Here is a 23,647-nt window from a genome sequence, read left to right as displayed (position 1 = left end):
TTTGGGCCGCTTCCGTCAGTCGGCCCAGCGCGGCGGCGGCAGGGAGCGGAACGCCTCGCGGAGCGCCTGGGACCAGCCGTCGCTGATCTCCTTAAAGCAGGGATCATCCTCGCCGATCCGCCGCTTCGTCTCCAACTTCAGGGAATCGCGGCGGTAGGCGATCAGGTCGAGCGGAAGTCCGACCGTCAGGTTGGAGCGCAGCGTGCTGTCCATGGAAATCAGCACCAGCTTCATCCCTTCCTCGATCGGCGTGTTGTGATTCAGCGCCCGGTCAAGGATCGGTTTGCCGTACTTGTGCTCGCCGATCTGGAAGAAGGCGTTGTCGGCGGTCGCCTCGATGAAATTGCCGGCGGCGTAGACATGGAACAGCCGCACCCGGTCCCCGCGGATCTGGCCGCCCAGGATGATGGACAGGTCGAAATCCACCCGCTGCTCCTTCAGCGCGTGGCCGTCCCGCTTCCACACCTGACGGACGGCGGCGCCGACGAGCTGGGCGGCCTGGAACATGCCGTTCACGCTGCCGATGGTGCGGATCTCGCCGTCCAGTTCCACCCCTTCCTGGATCAGCGCGATCACCGACTGGGTGAGCGACAGGTTGCCGGCGGTCATCAGGGCGATCATGCGGTCGCCGGGCTCTTCGAAGACATGCATCTTGCTGAAGATGGAGATGTGGTCGACCCCCGCGTTGGTGCGCGTGTCCGACAGCATCACCAAGCCGTCCTCCAGATACAGGGCGACGCAGTAGGTCATGGTCCGTCCTCTCTCCTCCCAGCGGAATCCGGACCGCCCACATGAAAAGGGACGGCCGGCCGGCCGTCCCAGTGTATGCCGAAAAAACCAGCACGCCGCAAACCCATCGCGGGAGGCGGGACATCATGTCCCGCCTCCCGCGATGCGCGGTCAGCGCTGCTGCCCGCCCTTCTCGTCCTGGTCGCGGTCCATGTCCTGCTGCTGCTGCCGGTTCGCCTGGTCCTGCCCCTGCTGCCGGTTTTTCGGATTGTCCTGGGTCTGCTGCCCCTGCTTCCGCTCGTTCTGGCTGCCCATCTGGCTCGGGTTCCGTTCGTCGGCCATAGTGTTTCCTCCGCTATGTCGGTTCCGATGCCCGGCGGGCATGACGTGAACCAAGACGGCGATGGTACGCGCGGCGATCGGCCGGTCCCTACGATGGCAGGCGGTCATGTTCCGATTCGCTTGGAACTTACGGGGGCCGGCGCAAGGTCATAGGCGAAAAAACATACTCCTCCGGCCGCCGTGCCCATTGACATCGTGCGGGTACGTATGGTCTATCTTTCGTAGCGCTGCGAACAGCGTCAGGCCGGAGTCTAGGGAGGACTCGGTAGTCCGTGAAAGCAAGGGCGCGCCGCACAAAAACAAAGGCGCGCACACAATGCGACACGCTGCATGCCTCAAGCCCTCGCACCCCCGCAGGGCTTTGACGGCAGCAGCGTGTTTCACTTTCAGGGGTTCGCTTTCCACCAGACATTGCAGAATTTTCTTGTTGCGACGCACAAAACTATAAGTGCTGGGCGCAAAGAAAAAGGCCGCCAGGATTGCTCCGGCGGCCTGAGTCTAGGGAGGAAACGCCCAAAAAGGCGTCAGTGAAACTAATATATTCCGCACCGCAGCATAATTCAAGCCTTAATCGAACGAATCATCCCGCGTCCATCGGCTCGGCTCCGGCCACCGCCTTTTTCCCCTGAACCGCCGCAGGGCGCAGAGCCTGGATGACCGCCACCGCGGTGCGGCGGCTGTGATCGGCCAGCAGGGCGCCGGCCTCTTCGGCGTCGCGGCGGCGGAACGCCTTCATGAACCCCTCATGCTCGTCCACCGACTCCTGCCAGCGGCCCGTGTCGTAGTTGGCGAGCGAGCGGGCGCGCAGGATCTTGGCGGCGAAGCCGGCGTAGGTCGCCTCCAGCGCCGGGTTGCGGGCCATGGCGACGATCTGGGTGTGGATCTGGCGGTTGGTCAGGAAGTAGGCCGCACGTTCCCCCGCGTCGTGCTGGGTGACGAGCTGGTCGTGCATCCGGTCGAGCTTCGCGAACTCCGCGTCGGAGCCGTTGCGGCAGGCGAGCGTCCCGGCCAGCCGTTCCAGCGCGTCCATCACCTCGAAGATCGCCCCGATCTCGCCGGGGTCCACCGGGGCGACAATGGCGCCGCGGTGCGGGCGAAGCTCCACCAGCCCTTCCGACGACAGGACCCGCAAGGCCTCGCGCAGCGGCGTGCGGGAGATTCCCAACTGCTCGCACAGTTGCACCTCCGGCACGCGGACGCCCGGCGGCAGCTCTCCGTCCAGGATCATCGCCCGCAGTTCCTCCACCGCGGAATGGTGCAGCGTCGCGCGGCGGATCGGCCGGGCCGGCGCCTTCATGGTCTTGATCCTATCCATCCTGACCCACCACCCCCGAAAGTGCTGCATACTTGGGCATGTATGCCGAAATGATGCGCTTTGCCCAAAATTCAGGCAAGCGCGCTTGCGCGTGGCCAGCCTCGGCCACTATGCTCTAAACAGCTGAAAACAGCCAATAAATTGGCGAATATAATATTGTATACAATTTGGCATGGGCCTTGCGAAAGGATGAGGGACGCAACCGCATCGGGAGCACTCCTTTCATGACGTTCCGGTCCCTCACCCTGACGACCGTCACCGCCGCCTTCCTCGCCCTCTCCGCCGCTGCCACCGCCCAGGCCGCCGACGCGGAGACGCTGAAGCTGGGCTTCGCCAAATGCGCCCATTGCCTGCCGATGGCGCTGACCCCGGAACTCGCCAAAGGTGTGGAGATCGAGGCGATCAACTTCAACTCCGGCAACGACGTGCTGACCGCGCTGGTGTCGAAGAGCATCGACATGGCCCAGGTCACCTACCTGCACTACATCACGGCGCTCGATAAGGGCTTCGACGTGGTGGCCGTGTCCGGTCAGGTGAACGGTGGGTCGGAGATCGTCGTCGGCAAGGGCATCGCCCTGAAGGCCGATGATTGGGACGGGCTGAAAAAGCTGATCGCCGAGCGCAAGGAGAAGGGCGAGCCGCTGCGCGTCGCGGCGTCGCGCGGCAACGCGCAGGACATCCACATGCGCGGCGCCCTCCAGAAGCACGGCATCAACGTCAACAAGGACGTGCAGTTCATCAACATCCCGAACCCGTCCGACCACGCCGCCGCCCTCCAGCGCGGCGAGGTGGACGTGATCTGCACGGTGGAACCCTTCGCCTCCCAGATCCGCCAGACCGGCGTCGGCACGCATTTCGCGCTGCCCTATGATCAGGCTGCCGGCAACCTGACCAACCTGATCGTCACCCGCTCCGACGTCATCAAGGATCACCCGAAGGCGGTCGAGGCCACCGTCGGCTCGGTCGTCGCCCTGGTCGACAAGCTGAAGTCCGACCAGACCGTGTGGGTCGACGTCATCAACAAATACACCGGCATGGACAAGGCCGTCGCCACCGAGGCGCTCAAGAACGCCTCCCCGGATTACGCCATCCACAAGGACAGCACGCTGGCCATCGCCACGATGATGCGCGAGCTGAAGTACATCTCCAACGACGTCACCGCCGCCGCGGAGAAGAACCTGGATTACACGTTCCTCGAAGCCGTTACCAAGAAGCCGAAGAGCGAGCTGGGCTTCTAAAGCGAACTTGCGTTCGCTTTAGATTTTTATCGCCTCATTCGCCGGCGGGCTCCGGTCGCATGTGCGACCGGGACCGCAGTCGCGGTCCAAGGAGGATGGCAATCCGCCTTGGGAGCGCCTTCCAATTCACGACTGCCTTTCGACGGGATAGGGAAAACCGGGCCATGACGGCATTGTCGAAATCCTGGGAGCGCGCCGTCGTTCCCCTCTTCATCCTTGCCGCCTGGGAGGTGTTCTCCCGGTCCGGATTCCTGCCGGCGGCCCTGCTGCCGGCCCCGTCGGTGGTTCTGCACACCTGGGGCGACTGGATCTTCGGCTTCGACGAGACCTCGCAGGGCAACACCGGCCGCTGGTTCGCCGATGCCCTGTCCAGCGCCACACGCGTCGCCGCCGGCTACGGCATCGCGGTGGTCAGCGGCGTGTTGCTGGGCATCGCCATCGGCTGGTGGCGCTGGGTCGAGCGGACGGTGGAGCCGACCATCCAGATGCTCCGCCCGGTGCCGCCGGTGTCGTGGATCCCGCTGGCGATCATCTGGTTCGGCATCGCCAACAAGCCGGCCATCTTCCTGGTCTTCCTCGGCGCCTTCTTCCCGATCCTGATGAACACCATCCACGGGGTGAAGACCGCCGACCGCAACCTGATCCGCGCCGCCTCGATGATGGGCGCCACGGAACAGCAGCTTCTGCGCCACGTCGTGTTCCCGGCGGCCCTCCCCAGCATCTTCGCCGGCCTGCGCATCGGCATCGGCGCCGCCTGGATGCTGACGGTGACGGCGGAGATGGTCGCGGTGAAGAGCGGCCTCGGCTACGTGCTGTGGGACAGCTACTACTTCCTGCGCTACGACCTCGTGCTCGCCGCCATGGCCAGCATCGGCCTGCTTGGCTACGCGACCGACGCGCTCATCAAAGTCCTGATGTCCGCCGCGCTGCACTGGCAGCACGGCTCCACGCTCCAGAGCCGGGAGGGCTGAGCGATGGCTTCCATCGAGCTTCAGAACATCACCAAGATCTTCCGCGACGCCAAGCGCAAGCGCGACCTGCTGGCCATCGACGACGTCAGCCTGTCGGTGGAGAAGAACGAGTTCCTCTGCCTGCTCGGCTCGTCGGGCTGCGGCAAGTCCACCTTGCTGAACATGATCGCCGGCTTCGAGAAGCCGACCGAGGGCACCGTGACGGTGGGCGGCAAGCTGGTGGACGGCCCCGGCGCCGACCGCGGCATGGTCTTCCAGCAGGCCAACCTGATGCCCTGGCTGCCCGTGTGGGAGAACGTCGCCTTCCATCTGCGTCTGAAGGGCTGGCGCAAGGCCGACCGGCGCGACGCCGCCCAGGAATACATCGACATGGTCGGCCTGCGCGGCTTCGAGAACCATTTCCCGGCCGAGCTGTCGGGCGGCATGAGCCAGCGCGTCGGCATCGCCCGCGCCCTGCTGCTGAACCCGCAGGTCATCCTGATGGACGAGCCCTTCGCGGCGCTCGACGCCCAGACCAAGATGGACATGCAGGAGGAGCTGGTCGCCATCTGGCAGAAGCAGCGCTGCACCGTCGTCTTCGTCACCCACAGCGTGGACGAGGCGCTGGTGCTCGGCACCCGCGTCGCCGTGATGACCAGCCGTCCGGGCCGCATCCGCGAGCTGATCGCGCTCGACCTGCCGCGCCCGCGCGACACCACCGGCCCGCGCTTCAACGACCACAAGCGCCACATCCTCAACCTGATCCGCGAGGAGGGCCTGCAGCAACGGCAGGCCGCCGTAGCGTGACCGGCCGGCTCGACCTGCTGCTGACCGGCGTCACCGCCCTGACCGGAGAGGCGGTCGGCAGCGTCGTGGACGCTGCCGCCATCGGCATCCGCGACGGGCGCATTGTCCATCTCGCCCCGGAAGCGGAGGGACTGCCCGCCGCCGCCGAGGTCCGGCGCCTGCCGGGGCGGGTGGTCACGCCGGGCTTCGTCAACGCGCATCTGCATGCCGTCCTGGTGATGGTGCGCGGCGTGGCCGCCGATCTCGGCTTCGCCCCCTCCTACACGCCGGGCGTGCCCAAGGGCACCGACGCCACGCCGGAGGAGGCCCGCGCGCTGGCCCGGCTGGGCGCGGTGGAGGCCCTGCTGTCCGGCTCCACGCTGATCTGCGACCACTTCGTCCACGCCGACGCGACGCTGGACGCCATCGCCGAGCTTGGCCTGCGCGTCCATGCGAGCTGGCGCGTCCACGACGTGGACTTCGCCCGCGTGGCCCAGGGCCAATGGCGCTTCGACCCGGCCATCGGCAGCGACCTGCTGCTGCGCACGCTGGACCTGCACGACCGCTGGAACGGTGCCAACGACGGGCGCATCCGCGTGCAGATGGCCGCCCATGCGCCGGACACCTGCTCCCCCGCCTTCCTGCGCACCCTCGCCGACGAGGCCGCGAAGCGCTCCATGCATGTGAACACCCATCTGGCGCAGAGCCGGGTGGAGGTGGAGCGGGTGAAGGCGTCCACCGGCCTGACCCCGGCGGAACTGCTGGACGAGTGCGGGCTGCTGAACGACCGGCTGCTCGCCACCCACTGCCTGTATGTGGAGGACGCCGACATCGCCCGCCTCGCCCGCGCCGGGGCGCACGCGGTCCATGTGCCGAAATGCAACGCCGCATCGGGCCGGCTGGCGCCGACGCCGAAGCTGAAGGAGGCGGGCGTCAATCTGGCGCTGTGCACCGACACCCAGCACGGCGACATGGTGGAGGCGATGCGCTGGGCGCTCGCTACCGCGCGCATCCAGCAGGGCGGGGTCACCGCCGCCTGGCAGCCCGCCGACGTCTTCCGCATGGCGACCTCGGGGGGCGCGCAGGCGGTCGGCATGGCCGACGAGATCGGCACTCTGGCCCTGGGCAAGAAGGCCGACCTCGTCGTCTTCGACACCCGCCGCCCGCATCTGCGCCCACTGATGAACCCGCTCGGCACGCTCGTCCACACCGCGCAGGGGCGCGACGTGGAGATGGTGCTGGTCGACGGTGAAACCCTGGTCGAGGACGGGCGCCCCGTCCGCGCCGACCTGAACGAGATCTGCACCGAGGCCGACAAGGCCGCCCGCGCGCTGTGGGCGCGCGCCTGACCGAAAGAACCAAGACGATGAGCAACCGCGTCCTTCTGGGCATGCTGACCCCTTCCTCCAACACGGTGCTGGAGCCCATCACCTCCGCGATGCTGAGCGGCCTGCCGGAGGTGACCGCCCATTTCGGGCGCTTCACGGTGAAGGAGATTTCCCTTCGCGCCGCCGCGCTGGACCAGTTCACCGACGCGCCCTTCCTGGACGCCGCCCGGCTGCTGGCCGACGCCCGGCTGAACGTGATCGGCTGGAACGGCACCTCGGCCGGCTGGCTGGGCTTCGCGGCCGACGAGAAGCTCTGCGCCTCCATCGAGGCGGAAACGGGCATTCCCGCCTGCACCTCCATGCTCGCCCTGAACGAGATTTTGGAGACGACCGGGCGCAAACGCTTCGCCATCGTCAGTCCCTATCTGGACGAGATCCAGGAGAAGATGGTCGCCAACTACAACGCCGCCGGCTTCGAGGTGGTGGCGGAGCGGCACCTGAACGACCGCGGCAACTTTTCCTTCTCCGAAGTGACCGAGGAAACCATCGAGCGGATGTGCATGGAGGTTGCGGAGTCCAAGCCGGAGGCCATCGCCATCATCTGCACCAACATGCGCGGCGCCCCGGTGGCGGAGCGCATGGAGAAGGCGCTGGGCATCCCCGTCTACGACACGGTGTCCACGGTGGTGTGGAAGGCGCTGCGCATGACCGGCGTGGACACCCGCCGCGTCGAGGGCTGGGGCAGCCTGTTCCGCGAGCTGCACGGCTGAGGGCAGGGGTGGGGGCAAATGCGTCACGATGGGAGAAACGACGATGAACTTCGATCTGGTCATCCGCAACGGCACGGTCGCCACCGCGTCGGACGTGTTCAAGGCCGACGTCGGCGTGCGCGGCGGGCGGATCGCCGCGCTCGGCGAGGGGCTGGCCGCCGGGAGGGAGGAGATCGACGCCGCCGGTCTGCTTGTCCTGCCGGGCGGGGTGGACGGGCACGTCCATTTCGACCAGCCGACCGGCGATGACTCCGTCATGGCCGACGATTTCCTGACCGGCACCCGCTCCGCGGCCTTCGGCGGCACCACGACGGTGCTGCCCTTCGCCTGCCAGGAGAAGGGCAAGACGCTGCGCGCCGCGGTGGACGACTATCACCGCCGCGCCGCCGGGAAGCCGCTGATCGACTACGCCTTCCATCTCATCGTCACCGACCCTACCGAGCAGGTGCTGGGGCAGGAGCTGCCGGCGCTGATCCGCGAGGGTTACACGTCCTTCAAGATCTACATGACCTACGACGCGCTGAAGCTGAACGACCGCCAGATCCTGGAGGTGCTGGACATCGCCCGCGCCGAGGGCGCCATGGTCATGATGCACGCGGAGAACGCCGACTGCATCGCCTGGCTGACCGAGAAGCTGGAGCGCGCCGGCCAGACCGCTCCTTACTTCCACGGCGTCTCCCGCCCCCGCGTGGCGGAGCGCGAGGCTACCCACCGCGCGATTTCCTTGGCGGAGTTGGTGGACGTGCCGATCCTGATCGTCCACGTCTCCGGCGCCGACGCGGTGGAGCAGATCCGCTGGGCGCAGGGCCGCGGCCTGCGCATCTACGCCGAGACCTGCCCGCAGTACCTGTTCCTGACCGCCGACGACCTCGGTGGTGAGGGGTTCGAGGGCGCCAAGTGCATCTGCTCGCCGCCGCCGCGCGACGCCGCGAACCAGAAAGTGATCTGGGACGGGCTGACCGGCGGCGCCTTCCAGGTCTTCTCCTCCGACCACGCGCCCTTCCGCTTCGACGGGCCGGGCGGCAAGAAGGTGCATGGCGAACAGGCGCCCTTCCGCTGCGTCCCCAACGGCATCCCCGGCGTCGAGACGCGCCTGCCGCTGCTCTTCTCCGAGGGCGTGATGAAGGGCCGGATGGAGCTGACCAAGTTCGTCGAGCTGACCGCTGCCAACCCGGCCCGCATGTACGGCCTGCACCCGCGCAAGGGCACCATCGCCGTGGGGGCGGACGCCGACATCGCCCTGTGGGACCCGTCCCGCAAAGTCACCATCACCAACGGAATCCTGCACCACAACGTGGACTACACGCCCTACGAGGGGATCGAGGTCACCGGCTGGCCGGTCGTCACGCTGTCCCGCGGGGAGGTGATCTGCCGCGACGGTGAATTGCTGGCAAAGCCGGGGCGCGGCGAATTCCTGCCCTGCGGCCTGCCCGCCCCGGCGCGGCCCAAGGGCTCGCCCGCACCGGTCCTGCCGTTCTAAACTCGGCCCGCCGCAACCGGAGACCCTGCCCGTGAGCACACCCGACCTGTTCCGCCTCAGCGCCGCCGAGATGGCGGAGGGCGTGCGCAACCGCCGCTTCCGGGCGCGCGACCTCGTGGCGGCGAGCCTGGAGCGCATCGCGGCGCTGGACGACGGGCTGAAGTCCTTCATCACCGTGGCCCCCGACGCCGCGCTCGCCGCCGCGGGGGAGGCCGACCAGCGGGTCGAGGCCGGGGCGCCGCTCGGCCCGCTGCACGGCGTGCCGGTGGGTGTCAAGGACCTGACGCTGACGGCGGGGTTGCGCACAACCTACGGCTCCACCCTCTACGCCGACCTGATCCCCGACACCGACGACCTCAGCGTCGCCCGGCTGAAGGCGGCGGGCGCCATCATCGTGGGCAAGACCAACACGCCGGAGTTCGGCTTCGGCGCCATCACCGGCAACGAGTTGTGCGGGCCGACCGCCAACCCCTACGACCTGGACAAGACCAGCGGCGGGTCGAGCGGCGGCAGCGCCGCCGCGGTGGCCGCCGGGCTGGTGCCGCTGGCCCAGGGAACCGACTTCGGCGGCTCGGTGCGCACGCCGGCCAGCTTCTGCGGGGTGGTGGGGCTGCGCCCGACGCCGGGACGCATCCCCAGCCCGGGCCGCGCGCTGGCCTGGGACGGGCTGGCGACGCAGGGCTTCCTCGCCCGCGACGTGGCCGATGTGGCGCTGGCCTTGGCCGCGGTCAGCGGCCCGGACCCGCGCGACCCGACCTCGCTGCCCGTGCCGGAATGGACAGTGCCGGACCTCGACGCCCTCGACCCGATGTCGCTGCGGGTGGCCTGGAGCACGGACCTCGGCTCTGCCCTGATCGATCTTGGGCTTGCCGAGCGGTTCGAGGCGGTGATGCGCGGGCTGGAGGGCCGCTTCGGACAGTTCGTGGAGGCCACCCCCGATAGCCGGGAGGCTGGCGCCGCCTTCGGCACGCTGCGCGCCGCGCACATCTTCCATACCTACGGCCGGACGCTGGAGCAGGACGGCGACCGGCTGAGCCCGTCGGTCGCCTGGAACATCGCGCGGGGCAAGGGGCTGAGCGCCGCCGACTATCTGCGGGCGGAGGCCCAGCGCAGCGCGCTCTACCGCCGCTTCGCCGCCTTCTTCCGCGACCACGACATCCTGATGACGCTGAGCGCCAGCGTGCCGCCTTTCCCCAACGCCCAGGGCGATGTGACGGAGATCAACGGTTTCCGCCTGTCCACCATCATCGACTATCTGGCGATCACCTATACGGTGTCGCTGATCGGTTTCCCCTGCCTGTCGATCCCCTGCGGCTGGACCGCGGACGGGCTGCCCATCGGCCTGCAACTGATCGCCCGCCCCTATGAGGAGGACCGGCTGATGCGCTGCGCCCGCTTCCTGGAGCGGGAGTTGGAATTCCGCCACCGCTGGCCCTCTCCCTAAAACCCTCCCCTGCGTTCGCGGGGGAGGGCCGGGGAGGGGACCGGCGTTGCCGGTCAGTGGACCGCGGCGCTGCGTCCGCCGCCGCCCGTCAGGGCGAAGCCCAGCGGCGGACGTTCCGGAGCCTTGAAGCCGGTGGCGCGGTCCTCCTCGACGGGAACGCCGTCCAGGGTCAGGCGGCCGTCCCGCGCCGACAGGTGCAGGGTCGAGCGCTCGTCCACCTCGCCGTCGAGCAGCCGCTCGGCGATGGGATCCTCCACCAGATTCTGCACCGCCCGCTTCAGCGGACGGGCGCCGAAGGCCGGGTCCCAGCCGAGGTCGGCCAGCCGGGCGCGGGCCGCGTCGTCGGCGGTCAGGGACAGGCCGCGCTCCGCCAGACGGTCGGCGACGCGGGCAAGCTGGATGTCCACGATGTGGGCCATCTGCTCGCGCCCCAGCCGGCGGAAGATCAGCACGTCGTCCAGCCGGTTCAGGAACTCCGGCCGGAAGGCGCGGCGCACCGCGTCCATCACCTCGACCCGAGCGCCCTCCAGGCTGTCGTCCTCGCCGAGAGCCGTCAGGGCGTCCGCCCCCAGGTTCGACGTCATGATCAGGATCGCGTGGCGGAAGTCCGCCGTGCGGCCCTGCCCGTCGGTCAACCGCCCGTCGTCGAGCGCCTGGAGCAACACGTTCAGCACGTCCGGGTGGGCCTTCTCCACCTCGTCCAGCAGGACGACCTGATAGGGCCGGCGCCGGATCTTCTCGGCCAGCGTGCCGCCGTCGTCATAGCCGACATAGCCCGGGGGCGAACCGATCATGCGGGCGACGGAGTGCTTCTCCATATACTCCGACATGTCGACGCGGGTGACCGCGGTCTCGTCGTCGAACAGGAAAGCGGCCAGCGCCTTGGCCAGCTCCGTCTTGCCGACGCCGGTCGGGCCGAGGAACAGGAAGGAGCCGGTGGGACGGTTCGGGTCCTTCAACCCGGCCCGCGCCCGCCGCACCGCCTTGGACACAGCGCGCACCGCCTCGGCCTGACCGACGACGCGCTCGGCCAGCCGGTCCTCCATGCCCTTCAGCCGCTGCCGCTCGCTGTCCAGCATGCGGTCCACCGGGATGCCGGTCCAGCGGGTGACCACGGCGGCGATGTCCTTCGCCGTCACCTCCTCCCGCTCCGCGTTGGCGCGGGATTCGGCCTCGGCCAGACGCTTCTCCAGATCGGGAACGACGCCGTAGGCCAGCTCGCCGGCCTTTGCCCAGTCGCCGTCGCGCTGCGCGTGCTCCAGCTTGGTGCGGGCCTGGTCCAGCTCCTCCTTCAGGCGGCGCCCCTCGGTGCGCCGGGACTGGCCGACGCGCCACTCCTCCTCCATGGCGGTCAGCTTCGCCTCGTCCACTGCGAGTTCGGACTCCAGCTTGTGCAGCCGCTCCTGCGACGCGGCGTCCGGCTCCGACTTCAGGGCCTCGCGCTCGATCTTCAACTGGGCGACGCGGCGTCCGACGGCGTCCAGCGCCTCCGGCTTGCTGTCGATGGCCATGCGCAGGCGGCTGGCCGCCTCGTCGACGAGGTCGATGGCCTTGTCGGGCAGGCGACGGTCGGCGATGTAGCGGGCCGAGAGCTGCACCGCCGCGACCACCGCCGCGTCGGCGATGCGCACGCCGTGGTGCACCTCGTACTTGCCCTTGATGCCGCGCAGGATCGACACGGCGTCCTCGTCGGACGGCTCGTCGACGTTCACCGGCTGGAAGCGGCGGGCGAGCGCCGCGTCCTTCTCGATGTATTTGCGGTACTCGTCCGGCGTGGTGGCACCGACGCAGCGCAGCTCGCCGCGCGCCAGCGCGGGCTTCAGCATGTTGGCGGCGTCCATCGCGCCGTCCGTGCGGCCGGCGCCGATCAGCGAGTGCAATTCGTCGATGAACAGGATGATGCGGCCCGCCGCCTGCTGCACCTCGGAGAGGACGGCCTTCAGCCGCTCCTCGAAGTCGCCGCGGAACTTGGCGCCGGCCAGCAGGGCGGTGAGGTCGAGCGCGAGCACACGCCGGTCCTTCAACCCCTCCGGCACGTCGCCGGAGGCCAGCCGCTGGGCCAGCCCTTCCACCACGGCGGTCTTGCCCACGCCGGGCTCGCCGATCAGGACGGGGTTGTTCTTGGTGCGCCGGGCCAGGACCTGGATGGTCCGCCGGATCTCGTCGTCGCGGCCGATCACCGGGTCGAGACGGCCCTGCCGGGCTTCTTCCGTCAGATCGCGGGCGTACTTGGCGAGCGCCTCGCCCATCTGGGCATCCTCCTGCCGGTCGGCGGGGCGGTTCCTGCTCAGCGACTCGACGCCCTCGACCAGCACCGCAGGATCGACACCGGCGCGGTGGAACAGCGCGCGGGTGGCGCCGCCCTGGGCGGCCAGCGATTCGAGCAGCCGTTCGGGGGAGACGAACTTGTCGCCGGCGCCCCGCGCCGTCTCGACCGCGTTCTGAAGAACGCCGGCGAGCGCCGGGGACATGAAGATCGGGTGCGGCCCTTCGCCCTCGACGCGGGTCTGGCGGTTGAGGGTTTCCTCGGCGGCGGTCTTCAAAAGCTCGGGGTCGCCACCGGCATCACGGATCAGCTTGGCGGGCACGCCGTCGGCGTCCTCGACCAGGGCCTTCACGAGATGTTCGGGGACGAGCTGTTGGTGGCGTCCGGCGAGAGCCGCCAGTTGCGCGGCCTGGATGACGCCGCGCGCACGGTCGGTGAACAGACCGAAGTCCATCAGGCACTCCGTTCGTTATGGTTCCCGCCCTTTGCGAAGGCGCGGGAAGACGGCCTGTGTGGCCCGCACCATGCGCGGCCCCGGTCGCCTCAAGGGAACAGATGGGCAGGGGCGCCGCCCCGGTCAAGACGGCCGCCCGGACGGTGGGGCAAGGCTGTCTTGCGCTGACAGAGTCTCACTATATGGACGATGATTTATTTATTTGACACACTCCATACGTCTTCATAAAGTGGTGGAAACTGATATGCCAGATATCGGACAACAACGTGGGAGGGAGGATATGGCCGGCATCGGAGCAAATCCGCTCGATGCACAAGCGTCGCCGGAGAAGCCGCAGGCTTCCGGAACCCAGACGCTGATGCGCGGCCTCGCCCTCCTGGAATGCGTGGCGGCGGGCATCGGTGACGTGAAGGGCATCGCCGCCCGGCTGGGCACGCCGCGCAGCACCACGCACCGGATGCTCAACAGCCTGACCCAGGACGGCTATCTGCACCACGTGCCCTACAAGGGCTATCTGCTGGGGCCGAAGCTGATCGCGCTCGGCATGCGCGCGCTGGAGCAGCGCCCGCTGGTCGCCATCGCCCGCCCGCACATCGAGGAGCTGGCGCGCCAGACCGGCGACACCGTCCATCTCGGCGTCGTCGAGGGGGCGGAGGTCTTCTACCTCGACAAGATTCCGAACACGCGCGGGCTGGAGATGCGGTCGCGCATCGGCCTGCGCATGCCGCTGGCCTCCACGGGGCTGGGCAAGGCGCTTCTCCTCGGCCTGCCGCGCGAACGCTGGTCCGAGCTGTACGAACACGCGCTCCGCCTGACCGCGGCGGCGCCGGAACGGCCCCCGCTGGCGCCCTGGCCGGAGTTCGAATCCCGGCTGGCCGCCTATGTGGATCGCGGCTGGTCCTTCGACCTTGAAGAAAACGAAATCGGCATCCGCTGCGTCGGCGCGCCGATCCGTGACGTCCGCAACCAGGTCGTCGCCGCCATCAGCGTGGCGAGCGCCGTGCCGTACATGCCGGACGAACGGATGGAGGAGCTTGGACCCGTGGTCCGGGCGGTCGCCGACGCGATTTCAAAGGATTTGGGATGGAAACGGGACGAACGGGCGTCGGGGCATCGCTGATCGCCCTCGACTGGGGAACGTCGAGCCTGCGCGGCTTCCTGATGGACCGCGACGGGCGGGTGCTGGACCAGCGCGCCAACGCGCACGGCATCCAGAACCTGCCGATGCCGGGCATCACCGGTTTCGAGCAGGCCTTCACCGACCTGTGCGGCGATTGGCTGGCGGCATATCCGGGCTTGCCGGTCGTGGCCGGCGGCATGGTCGGCAGCGCCCAGGGCTGGCGCGAGGCCCCCTATGTCCGCTGCCCCGCCGACACGACGACGCTGGCCTCGCAGGCCATCCCGGTGGAGAGCGCGTCGGGTTCCCGCATCCTGATCGCGCCGGGCGTCCTCTACGACCCGCCGAGCGGCCCGCCGGACATTCTGCGCGGCGAGGAGATCCAGATCGCCGGCGTGCTGGCCGACCGCCCCGACTGGGGCCGCGACGCCTGCATGGTCCTGCCGGGCACCCATTCCAAATGGGTGGAGATCGTCGGCGGGCGCATGATCCGCTTCTCCACCTACATGACCGGCGAGACCTTCGCCGTGCTGTGCAAGCATTCGATCCTCGGCCGGCTGATGCCGGCGGACGCCGCCCCGACCGAGGCCGAGTCCGACACCGCCTTCGCCGAGGGCGTACGGGCGGCGCAGGCCAGCGGGCCGGGCGACTTCACGCACCAGATCTTCGCCGCGCGCACGCTCGGCATCACCCGCCGCATGTCGGCGGAACTGCTCAAGGACTACCTGTCCGGCCTGCTGATCGGGCACGAGCTGATCTCCGGCCTCGGCCACATGCGCAACGAGCTGCACGAGGGCCGTCCGCTGCTGCTGATCGGCGAGGGCGCGCTCTGCCGCCGCTACGTGCGCGGCCTGGAGCTGCTGGGCGTCGAGCCCACCGACCGGCTTGAGAACACCGCCCCGCGTGGGCTTTTCCAGTTTGCCGTTGCCGCCGGCCTGATCGCGCCGGCGGGGGAGTGACGACCATGTCCGATGAGTCCCTGAAGGCCCGCTTCGACGCCGCCTTTTCCGCCCTGCCGCTGGTCGCCATCCTGCGCGGCCTGACCCCCGCGGAGGCGGAGGGCGTCGCGCAGACGCTCTACGACAGCGGCTTCCGCATGATCGAGGTGCCGCTGAACTCGCCCGATCCGTTCGACAGCATCGCCGCCGTCCGCCGGCTGCTGCCGCGCGACGCGCTGGTCGGCGCCGGCACGGTCCTGGCGGTGGAGCAGGTGGCCCGGCTGAAGGAGATCGGGGCCGATCTGGTCGTCATGCCGCACGCCGACACGGCGGTGATCCGCGCCGCCAAGGCCGCGGGGTTGGTCAGCCTGCCCGGAATCGCCACGCCGACGGAAGCTTTCGCAGCGCTGTCAGCCGGGGCCGACGCCCTGAAGATCTTCCCGGCGGAGCTGGTCGGTCCGCGCATCGTCAAGGCGATGCGCGCCATCCTGCCCGCCGGCACCCGCCTGCTGCCCGTGGGCGGCATCGCCCCGGACACCATGGCGCCGTTCCTGGAGGCCGGCGTGGCCGGCTTCGGGCTGGGTTCCGCACTCTACGCGCCGGGCCTGTCCGCCGCCGAGGTCGGGGAGCGGGCGGACGCCTTCGTCGCCGCGTGGCGGCGCCTCAACCCGCGCTGACCGAATCAGGACAACAGCACACCACCCGCGGCCGGTCGCAGAACGCGCCGCGGGCTTTCCTCCCCCTCACCATCACAAGCAATTTTCCAGGGAGAACGTTCATGAAGGGCTATCGTTTCGTCACCGGCGCCGTCGTCGGCGCGCTGACCTCCGCCACGATGATGGTCGCCGTACAGGCCGCCGAGTACCCGACCAAGGCAATCGAGCTGATCGTTCCGTACGCGGCCGGCGGCGGCACCGATCTGGTCGCCCGCGCCTACGCGGACGCCGTGAACCGCCATCTGCCGCAGTCGGTCGGCGTGGTGAACAAGACCGGCGGCGGCGGCGCCGTCGGCCTGTCGGAGATCATGGCCGCCCGTCCGGACGGCTACCGCATCGGCATGGGCACTGTGGAGATCACCACCCTGCCGAACCTCGGCGTCGCCCGCTTCACGGCCGATGATTTCACCCCGATCGCCCGCCTGAACGCCGAGCCGAGCGCCATCACGGTCAACGCCAACGCGCCGTGGAAGACCATCGAGGAGTTCCTGGCCTACGCCAAGGAGAATCCGGGCAAGGTCCGCATCGGCAACTCCGGCACCGGCGCCATCTGGCACCTCGCCGCCGAGGCCCTGGCGACCAAGTCCGGCCTGAAGTTCAGCCACATCCCGTACGACGGCGCCAACCCGGCGGTCACGGCGCTCCTCGGCAACCACATCGAGGCGGTCAGCGTCAGCCCGGCCGAGGTGTCCAGCCACATCGCCGCCGGCACGCTGCGCATCCTGGCCGTGATGGACGACCAGCGCTCCAAGGCCTTCCCGGACGCCCCGACGCTGAAGGAGAAGGGCATCGACGTGACGGTTGCCACCTGGCGCGGCATCGTCGTTCCGAAGAAGACCCCGGCGAACATCGTCGAGACGCTGCGCGCCGCCTCCAAGAAGGCGGTCGAGGAGCAGGGCTTCCGCGACCAGCTGGCCAAGATGAACCTCAGCTACGCCTATCTCGACGGCCCGGAGTACAAGGTGGCCATGGACAAGGACGCCGAGATGTTCAAGGTGCTGATGAAGCAGATCGGCCTGTCCAAGTAAGCCGATTCACATAAGCCGCATCCCCGGCGTGTCCCCGGCGGCCTTCGGGCCGCCGGGCGTCCGAAGGAGATTCACTCATGAGCAACGCTCCCGCTCCGGGCGGCAAGGTTGGCCTGCGCCCGCAGGACCGTCTTGCCACGCTGGTCATCGCCGTCCTCGTCATGGCGGTCGCGGTCGCCGCCATCATCGTCGCGGGTGATTTCCCGCCGACCATGCTGGACACCGACGTCGGCCCCGCCCGCTTCCCGATCATCTTCGCCGTGGCCCTGCTGGTGCTCTGCGCGATCCTGGTCTTCAACACGCTGCGCGCACCGGCCGCCCCGCCGGACGATCCGGCGCAGGCGGAACCCAAGGCCAGCTACGGCACCGTCGCCATCGGCATCGTCGCGACCGCCGCCTGCCTCTACGCCATGGAGTTCGTCGGCTACGCCATCGCGACGCCGATCTACCTGTTCGGCCTGATGTGGCTGATGGGACGGCGCAACGTGATCGCCAACGCCGCCATCGCCGCCGTGCTGACCGCGCTCATCTACGCCGCCTTCGCTGTCGCGCTCAGCGTGCCGCTTCCGGTCGGGAGTCTCTTCGAATGACCCGAACCGATCCGACCGGCCGCAACGCTCCGCTGACGGAGGGGTGAGATGTACGAACTCGACATGCTTCTTCACGGCGCGCAGGCGCTGATCAACCAGCCGATGGCGCTGCTCCTCGCCCTGTTCGGCGTAACGCTGGGCATCATCATCGGCGCTCTGCCCGGCCTGACGGCAACGATGGGCGTGGCCATCCTGCTGCCCTTCACCTTCGGCATGGACCCGCTGTCGGGCCTGCTGATGATCTCCGGCGTCTTCTTCGGCGGCATCTACGGCGGGTCGGTCACGGCCATCCTGCTCAAGATCCCCGGCACTCCGGCGGCCGCCGCCACCGCGATCGACGGCTTCGAGCTGACCAAGAAGGGGCAGGCCGGCATCGCGCTCGGCACCGCCACCTTCTCGTCCTTCCTGGGCGGCACGGCCAGCGTCTTCGTGCTGATCTTCCTGGCCCCGGTGCTGGCCCGCTTCGCCCTGGAATTCAGCGCGTCGGAATCCTTCGCGCTCGCCGTCTTCGGCCTGTCGATCATCGCCAGCATCTCCGGCGTGTCGGTCATCAAGGGCCTGATCTCCGGCTTCCTCGGCCTGCTGCTGGCGACCGTCGGGCTCGACCCGATGGGCGGCTTCCCGCGCTACACCGGCGGCTACACCGAGCTGTTCAACGTGCCCTTCATCCCGGTGATGATCGGCCTGTTCGCCGCCGCCGAGGCCTTCAAGTCGCTGGAGGACCCGCAGGTCCGCGCCGGCATGGCCGCGGCGCTGGACCGCATCATCCCGCCCTGGCACATGTTCCGCCGCCAGTTGGCCAACATCGCGCGCTCCTCGGGCCTCGGCATCATCATCGGCATGATCCCGGGCGCCGGCGCCGACATCGCCGCCTTCGTCGCCTACAACGAGGCCAAGCGCTTCAGCAAGACGCCGGAGAACTACGGCAAGGGCGAGCTGGGCGCCGTCGCCGCCTGCGAGTCCGGCGCCAACGGCTGCACGGGTGGCGCGCTGCTGACCATGCTGACGCTGGGCATCCCCGGCGACGCGGTGACCGCCGTGATGCTGGGCGCCCTGACGCTCCAGGGCCTGCAACCCGGCCCGCTGCTGTTCAAGGACCACGCCGATCTGGTCTTCACGCTGTTCGCCGGCATGCTGGTCTGCTACGTGATGATGCTGGTGGTCGGCCTCGGCTCGCTGCGCTTCATGGGGCGCATCCTGCAGATGCCGAAGTCGGTGCTGACACCGTGCATCCTGGCGCTGTGCATCGTCGGCACCTACGCCATCAACAACAGCATGTTCGACATCTGGATCATGCTGGCCGCCGGCGTCGTCGGCTACTTCATGCAGAAGTGGGACTTCCCGGCCTCGCCCGTCGTGCTCGCCCTGATCATGGGGCCGATGGCGGAGGCGAACTTCCGCCGCGCGCTGTCGCTGTCCGGCGGCAGCTACGACTTCCTCTACACCCGGCCGATCACCGCGACCCTGCTGACGATCGCGATCCTGACGCTGATGCTTCCGCTGCTGCGCCGCCTGTGGGCGCAACGCTCGCCCGGTGGACCGACGACGATCAACCCGGCCGCCGGGAGCAGCCGCATGGGGACCCCGGAATGACCGCCCAAGGAGTTGCCGTCACGAGTGTTGGCCTTGAGGCCGTCTTCGATCCCGATCTGCGCAACGGCACCGGCGAGAACCCGGTCTGGGACGCCGAGCGGGGCTCGTGGACCTGGATCGACATTCCGGCGCGGACCATTCACCGGCTCGACCCCTCCAGCGGCGCCCACCGCCGCTGGACCCTGCCGGAGATGATCGGCAGCCTCGTCCTGCGTCCGGACGGCGGCGTGGTCTGCGCATGCGAAACCGGTGTCTTCGACGTCGATCTGCCGGGAGAGGGCGGGGAGGCGGTGGTCACCACCCTCGCCACCCACCGCTTCCCGAAGGAGGGCATGCGCTTCAACGACGGGCGCTGCGACCGGCAGGGGCGGTTCTGGCTGTCCAGCATGGTCATGGACATCAGCAAGGGCGACGCCTCCGGCCTGTGGCACCGCTTCACGCGGGCCGACGGTCTGACGGAAACCGGAACCGGCGGCTACATCATCCCCAACGGTTCGGCCTTCAGCCCGGACGGGCGCACCCTCTACGCGTCCGACAGCCACCGCGACGTGCGGATGGTCTGGGCCTGGGACTACGACACGGACACCGGCACCGCCGCCAACCGCCGCCCCTTCGTCGACATGCGGGCGATGATCGGGCGTCCCGACGGCGCCGCGGTGGACGTCGACGGCTGCTACTGGATCTGCTGCCTGGACGAGGGCTGCATCAAGCGCTTCACCCCGAATGGTGAACTCGACCGCCGCATCGAGGTGCCGATGCGCAAGCCGACCATGTGCGCCTTCGGCGGGCCGGACCTGCGGACGATGCTGGTCACCTCGCTCAGCCGCGGGCCGGCGGACCTCGCCGAGGACCCGCATGGCGGGCGCGTCCTGATGTTCGATCCCGGCGCCCAGGGTCTGCCGGAACCCCGCTTGGCCGATTGAGCCAAGCCAAAACGACACCATGACACGAGAGGCAAGGAATGTTTGACGATCTGAAGGGCAAGCGCGTTCTGATCACCGGCTCCACCCAGGGCATCGGCCTGGCGGCGGTGGAGGCGTTCGCCCGCGCCGGCGCCAAGGTCGCCATGAACGGCCGCCGCACCCCGGCGGACCTGGAGGCCACGCTGGCCCGTCTGAACGGCTTGGGCGGCGAGGTCGTCTTCCTCCCGGCCGACGTGTCGGACAGCGCGGCGTGCGGGACGCTCGTCGAGGCCTTCGTCGAGCGCTTCGGCGGCATCGACGTGCTCATCAACAACGCGGGTGGTCTGGTCGCGCGCAAGCCTCTGCCGGAGATCGACGACGCCTTCTTCGACGCGGTGACCGACCTGAACTCCCGCTCCGCCCTGATGGTGACCAAACACGCCCTGCCGCACCTGAAGGCTGCGGCGGCGCAGAGCGGCACCACCTCTTCGGTGATCTCGGTCGGCTCGGTCGCCGGCTACACCGGCGGCGGTCCGGGCGCCGGCCTGTACGGTGCGGCCAAGGCGTGGCTGCACAACATCCAGAAGAACTGGGTGGCCTTCCACACCAAGGACGGCATCCGTTTCAACATGGTGTCGCCGGGCACCTTCGACACGGCCTTCCACGCCGACAAGGACGAGGACACCAAGGCCCGCATCGGCTCCGGTTTCCCGATGGGCCGCTTCGGCCGTCCGGAAGAGTGTGCCCCGACCTTCCTGTTCTTCGCGTCGCACGCCTGCAGCGGCTACATCACCGGGCAGGTTCTCGACGTCAACGGCGGCCAGTACATGCCGTAACGGGTACATGCCATAACGATTGGTGCTTCCGTCCGCGTCCGCTTGATCAGAGCGGGCGCGGTGGGATCGCGGAGTTGAATGCCGCCGTCGTGAAAGCCGCCGTTTTGGCGGCCATGGCCGGCAGGGTGGGGAAGGGCACGCCGTCCTCGCACCGCAATTGCCGGGCCACCGCGTGCAGGGTGCCATGATGGCGGCGGCAGAGGATGCCGTCGGCGTCGCGGTCGTAAAGCCGGACGAACTGGACGGGCGCCGCCCCGTCCTCGGCGTGGACCTCCACCTCCACCAGATCGGTGCAGAAGGAGCAGGCGGTCAGCGGGTCCGTTGAATCGAAGGCCACGCCGGCCTCCAGACAGCGCCGGGCGAAAGCTTCCAGAAGCACCGATGCGCTGTCCACCGTCTCCAGCCCGCGTAGGGCGCGCACGACGTCGCGCATATGGCCGACCTCCGGCAGGATCAGCCCGGCGGCGGAATGGCGGTCGTGGATCACCAGCTTCATCATGATGCGCAGGCCGTCTCGAACCGGGTGTCCCGGTGGTTGGCCGTGCCGCTCCCGACGTAGCCGGGCCGGCTCGACCACACCCGCTGGCGGATGCGGATCTGCGTCCGGCAGTCGGCCGAGCAGTAGAGGGGGGCGGGGCCGCGGCCAGATGCGCGGGTGAACGGACGCCCGCAGCAGGCGCAATGCAGGTTGGGCACAGGAAGAGGTGGTGTCGTACGGGTGTGTGTCGGCGTCGGCATGGCTGGATTCACGAAGCATTTCCAAAGTTGGACGGACTATACGGGTGGTCTGTGACAGTTTGACGGGTGGGGGCGGGCTACCACTTTTTCGCGCTCCGGCCGCCGCTCGCGGACACGGAAACGCCATTGAGCATCGGCCGGTTCCCATGACAGGGCGTGGCGTTTGGTAATTTCGGGCGATGCTTAAAATGCAGTTGTTTTTCCGGCAGAACATAATTTGAAACGGTTGTTGTCTGAGGGAATGGCACCGATGAATTGTCTTTGACGATAAAAAATCGCGTTGTAATGTCCCTTTGGCGGACGAGGGTGTTTCAGCGAACCGGTGATGCACTGGTTGTGGCCGGCGCCCTGATCAGGGGCAGTGCCGGATCGTCCCTTTCCGCCGCAAGAGGAAGGGGCGGATATGGGAGCACCGACGAAGGCGACGATCCTCATCGTGGATGACACCGCCGACAACCTTTCGCTGCTGAGCAGCCATTTGAAATCCATTTATACGGTCAAGACCGTGAACAACGGCGATGCCGCGCTGCGCATCGCCTTTTCCGACCAGCCGCCGGATCTGATCCTGCTCGACGTCATGATGCCGAGCATGGACGGATACGAGGTGTGCCGCCGCCTGAAGGCCGATCCGCGGACCCGCGACGTTCCGGTGATCTTCCTCACCGCCCGCACGTCGGTCGAGGACGAGAAGTTCGGGCTGGACCTGGGCGCCGTCGATTACATCAGCAAGCCCATCAGCCCCCCCATCGTGCTGGCGCGGGTGAAGAACCACCTGTCCTTGAAGGCCACCGCCGACTCGCTGCGGGCCACCGTCGAGGAGGTGCGCGCCGCCCACAGCCGGCTGGAGGAGACGCAGCAGCACCTGATCCAGACGGAGAAGATGGCGGCCCTGGGCCTGCTGGTGTCCGGCGTCGCACACGAGATCAACACGCCGATCGGCGTGGCCCTGACCGCGGTCTCCCATCTTTCCGGGCTGGTCGAATCGCTGGCCTCGCAATTCCAGAATGGGGCGATCCGCAAGTCCGACCTTGCCCGCTTCCTGGAAAACGCACGGGAAGGGACGCTGCTGGTCACCACCAACATCGTCCGCACCGCCAATCTGATCCAGAGCTTCAAGCAGGTGGTGGTGGACCGCGCCGGATCGGAACGGCGGGTGTTCGATCTCAAGGACTATCTCTCCGACGCCCTGTTCGGGCTGGACCCGCATTTGCGCGAGGCCGGGCACAGCCTTACCGTGTCCTGCCCCGCCGGATTGACCATCGACAGCCATCCCGGCCCGCTGTCGGAGGTGCTGTCCATCCTGATCCGCAACGCCGTGGCCCACGCCTTCCGGCCGGGGCAGAGCGGGCGCGTGATCCTGTCGGTCATGCTGCGGGAGGAGGATTGGGTGGAACTCCGCCTGTCCGACGATGGCAGGGGGATCGATCCGGAGCATCTGCCCAAACTGTTCGATCCCTTCTTCACCACCCGCCGGGGCATCGAGTTTCCGGGGCTGGGGCTCTACATCGCCTTCAACCTCGTCCATCAGGTTCTTCAGGGGACCATCGAGGTGGAAAGCCTGTCCGGCGGCGGCGCCAGCTTCGTCGTCCGCATGCCGCGGCGCGTCTCCGCCCTGGCCGAAGCGCCGGCATGAGGCCAGCTCGCCAGGGTGTGGCTCGCACGGATGACCGTGGTCAGGACACCGGAATGAGTGCGGCAACCCGTTGCAGCACCGCCGGAGGATCGACCGGCTTGGTGATGTAATCCACCGCCCCCACGGCGAGGCCGCGCTCCCGGTCGGCCTCGTCGCCCCGGCCCGTCAGGAAGATTACCGGGATGTTCCGGGTCCCCGGTGATTCCTTCAAGGTGGCGCAGACCTCGTAGCCATCCATTTCCGGCATCACCACGTCCAGCAGGATCAGGTCGGGCGTCGGGATCGCTGCGGCGATCTCCAACGCCTTGCGACCATTGTTGGCGACCTTCACCTTGTAGCTTTCCTTCAGCAGACCGCTCAGCAGCTTCAGGTTGTCCGGCGTGTCGTCCACGATGAGGATCGTGGGCTTCGGCGCAGCGGGAGCCGGTGCGGGCGATGCGATGTCCATGAAATC

Annotated in this window: 23 protein-coding genes; 16 read left to right on the top strand and 7 right to left on the bottom strand. The window is 68.6% G+C overall.

From position 1 onward, the window contains the following. Positions 1 to 15: 15 nt before the first annotated feature. From ACWPXE_RS02720 to ACWPXE_RS02710, 3 genes are all read right to left on the bottom strand, one after another. Positions 16 to 750, bottom strand: coding sequence for a proteasome-type protease (locus ACWPXE_RS02720; protein WP_035679665.1), 735 nt, complete (start codon positions 748 to 750; stop codon positions 16 to 18). 150 nt (positions 751 to 900) lie between these two features. Next, entirely contained in the window at positions 901 to 1,071 is a 171-nt protein-coding gene (locus ACWPXE_RS02715; protein ID WP_454016590.1) for a hypothetical protein, read from the bottom strand. A gap of 580 nt (positions 1,072 to 1,651) precedes the next feature. Next, the gene (locus ACWPXE_RS02710) at positions 1,652 to 2,368 is read right to left on the bottom strand and encodes a GntR family transcriptional regulator (RefSeq protein WP_454016589.1); all 717 of its coding nucleotides are present in this window, start codon (positions 2,366 to 2,368) and stop codon (positions 1,652 to 1,654) included. A gap of 242 nt (positions 2,369 to 2,610) precedes the next feature. Here ACWPXE_RS02710 and ACWPXE_RS02705 point away from each other — a divergent pair, with 242 nt between their 5' ends. The 7 genes from ACWPXE_RS02705 (at position 2,611) to ACWPXE_RS02675 (ending at position 10,382) form a co-directional block, all read left to right on the top strand. After that, positions 2,611 to 3,624, top strand: a complete 1,014-nt coding sequence (locus ACWPXE_RS02705; RefSeq protein ID WP_454016588.1) for an ABC transporter substrate-binding protein — start codon at positions 2,611 to 2,613, stop codon at positions 3,622 to 3,624. Between the two features lie 164 nt (positions 3,625 to 3,788). Beyond that, on the top strand, positions 3,789 to 4,595 hold the full coding sequence (locus ACWPXE_RS02700; protein ID WP_040136228.1) for an ABC transporter permease: 807 nt from the start codon (positions 3,789 to 3,791) through the stop codon (positions 4,593 to 4,595). A gap of 3 nt (positions 4,596 to 4,598) precedes the next feature. Next, a complete protein-coding gene (locus ACWPXE_RS02695; RefSeq protein ID WP_454016587.1) occupies positions 4,599 to 5,381 on the top strand; it encodes an ABC transporter ATP-binding protein in 783 nt (260 codons plus the stop codon). Beyond that, positions 5,378 to 6,709, top strand: a complete 1,332-nt coding sequence (locus ACWPXE_RS02690; RefSeq protein ID WP_454016586.1) for an amidohydrolase family protein — start codon at positions 5,378 to 5,380, stop codon at positions 6,707 to 6,709. Before ACWPXE_RS02695 ends, ACWPXE_RS02690 begins: the two co-directional genes overlap by 4 nt. 17 nt (positions 6,710 to 6,726) lie before the next feature. Further along, on the top strand, positions 6,727 to 7,458 hold the full coding sequence (locus ACWPXE_RS02685; protein ID WP_454016585.1) for a maleate cis-trans isomerase family protein: 732 nt from the start codon (positions 6,727 to 6,729) through the stop codon (positions 7,456 to 7,458). A 43-nt stretch (positions 7,459 to 7,501) separates the two neighbouring features. Further along, positions 7,502 to 8,938: a dihydropyrimidinase gene (gene hydA / locus ACWPXE_RS02680; protein ID WP_454016584.1), complete on the top strand. Its 1,437-nt coding sequence runs from the start codon at positions 7,502 to 7,504 to the stop codon at positions 8,936 to 8,938. A 31-nt stretch (positions 8,939 to 8,969) separates the two neighbouring features. After that, entirely contained in the window at positions 8,970 to 10,382 is a 1,413-nt protein-coding gene (locus tag ACWPXE_RS02675) for an amidase (RefSeq protein WP_454016583.1), read from the top strand. A 53-nt stretch (positions 10,383 to 10,435) separates the two neighbouring features. Here the strand turns inward: ACWPXE_RS02675 and clpB are convergent, their stop codons facing one another. Further along, the gene (clpB, locus tag ACWPXE_RS02670; RefSeq protein WP_454016582.1) at positions 10,436 to 13,102 is read right to left on the bottom strand and encodes an ATP-dependent chaperone ClpB; all 2,667 of its coding nucleotides are present in this window, start codon (positions 13,100 to 13,102) and stop codon (positions 10,436 to 10,438) included. A gap of 280 nt (positions 13,103 to 13,382) precedes the next feature. Here clpB and ACWPXE_RS02665 point away from each other — a divergent pair, with 280 nt between their 5' ends. The 8 genes from ACWPXE_RS02665 (at position 13,383) to ACWPXE_RS02630 (ending at position 20,822) form a co-directional block, all read left to right on the top strand. After that, a complete protein-coding gene (locus ACWPXE_RS02665) occupies positions 13,383 to 14,222 on the top strand; it encodes an IclR family transcriptional regulator (RefSeq protein ID WP_040136541.1) in 840 nt (279 codons plus the stop codon). Then, positions 14,186 to 15,178, top strand: a complete 993-nt coding sequence (locus ACWPXE_RS02660; RefSeq protein ID WP_454016581.1) for a 2-dehydro-3-deoxygalactonokinase — start codon at positions 14,186 to 14,188, stop codon at positions 15,176 to 15,178. The genes ACWPXE_RS02665 and ACWPXE_RS02660 overlap by 37 nt, the downstream gene beginning before the upstream one ends. A gap of 5 nt (positions 15,179 to 15,183) precedes the next feature. Next, entirely contained in the window at positions 15,184 to 15,834 is a 651-nt protein-coding gene (locus ACWPXE_RS02655) for a 2-dehydro-3-deoxy-6-phosphogalactonate aldolase (protein ID WP_454016580.1), read from the top strand. Between the two features lie 101 nt (positions 15,835 to 15,935). Continuing rightward, entirely contained in the window at positions 15,936 to 16,901 is a 966-nt protein-coding gene (locus ACWPXE_RS02650) for a Bug family tripartite tricarboxylate transporter substrate binding protein (RefSeq protein WP_449228387.1), read from the top strand. A gap of 77 nt (positions 16,902 to 16,978) precedes the next feature. Beyond that, the gene (locus ACWPXE_RS02645) at positions 16,979 to 17,491 is read left to right on the top strand and encodes a tripartite tricarboxylate transporter TctB family protein (protein ID WP_449228388.1); all 513 of its coding nucleotides are present in this window, start codon (positions 16,979 to 16,981) and stop codon (positions 17,489 to 17,491) included. A gap of 48 nt (positions 17,492 to 17,539) precedes the next feature. Continuing rightward, complete coding sequence (locus tag ACWPXE_RS02640) at positions 17,540 to 19,084, top strand: tripartite tricarboxylate transporter permease (protein ID WP_454016579.1); 1,545 nt, start codon at positions 17,540 to 17,542, stop codon at positions 19,082 to 19,084. Next, positions 19,081 to 20,007, top strand: coding sequence for an SMP-30/gluconolactonase/LRE family protein (locus ACWPXE_RS02635; RefSeq protein WP_454016578.1), 927 nt, complete (start codon positions 19,081 to 19,083; stop codon positions 20,005 to 20,007). The genes ACWPXE_RS02640 and ACWPXE_RS02635 overlap by 4 nt, the downstream gene beginning before the upstream one ends. 38 nt (positions 20,008 to 20,045) lie before the next feature. Continuing rightward, positions 20,046 to 20,822, top strand: a complete 777-nt coding sequence (locus ACWPXE_RS02630) for an SDR family NAD(P)-dependent oxidoreductase (RefSeq protein ID WP_454016577.1) — start codon at positions 20,046 to 20,048, stop codon at positions 20,820 to 20,822. A 46-nt stretch (positions 20,823 to 20,868) separates the two neighbouring features. On the opposite strand, the gene ACWPXE_RS02625 is transcribed toward ACWPXE_RS02630, so the two are convergent. After that, complete coding sequence (locus tag ACWPXE_RS02625; RefSeq protein WP_454016576.1) at positions 20,869 to 21,321, bottom strand: hypothetical protein; 453 nt, start codon at positions 21,319 to 21,321, stop codon at positions 20,869 to 20,871. Next, the gene (locus tag ACWPXE_RS02620; RefSeq protein WP_454016575.1) at positions 21,318 to 21,560 is read right to left on the bottom strand and encodes a hypothetical protein; all 243 of its coding nucleotides are present in this window, start codon (positions 21,558 to 21,560) and stop codon (positions 21,318 to 21,320) included. Before ACWPXE_RS02620 ends, ACWPXE_RS02625 begins: the two co-directional genes overlap by 4 nt. A gap of 403 nt (positions 21,561 to 21,963) precedes the next feature. Here ACWPXE_RS02620 and ACWPXE_RS02615 point away from each other — a divergent pair, with 403 nt between their 5' ends. Further along, a complete protein-coding gene (locus ACWPXE_RS02615) occupies positions 21,964 to 23,193 on the top strand; it encodes a sensor histidine kinase (RefSeq protein WP_454016574.1) in 1,230 nt (409 codons plus the stop codon). A 40-nt stretch (positions 23,194 to 23,233) separates the two neighbouring features. Here ACWPXE_RS02615 and ACWPXE_RS02610 read toward each other — a convergent pair whose 3' ends face one another. Then, positions 23,234 to 23,641, bottom strand: coding sequence for a response regulator (locus ACWPXE_RS02610; RefSeq protein ID WP_454016573.1), 408 nt, complete (start codon positions 23,639 to 23,641; stop codon positions 23,234 to 23,236). Between the last annotated feature and the right edge of the window lie 6 nt (positions 23,642 to 23,647).

This window comes from Azospirillum sp. Marseille-Q6669 (assembly GCF_965111635.1).
The sequence above is the reverse complement of the archived record's forward strand: the minus strand, read 5'-3'. Positions and strand labels throughout refer to the sequence as shown.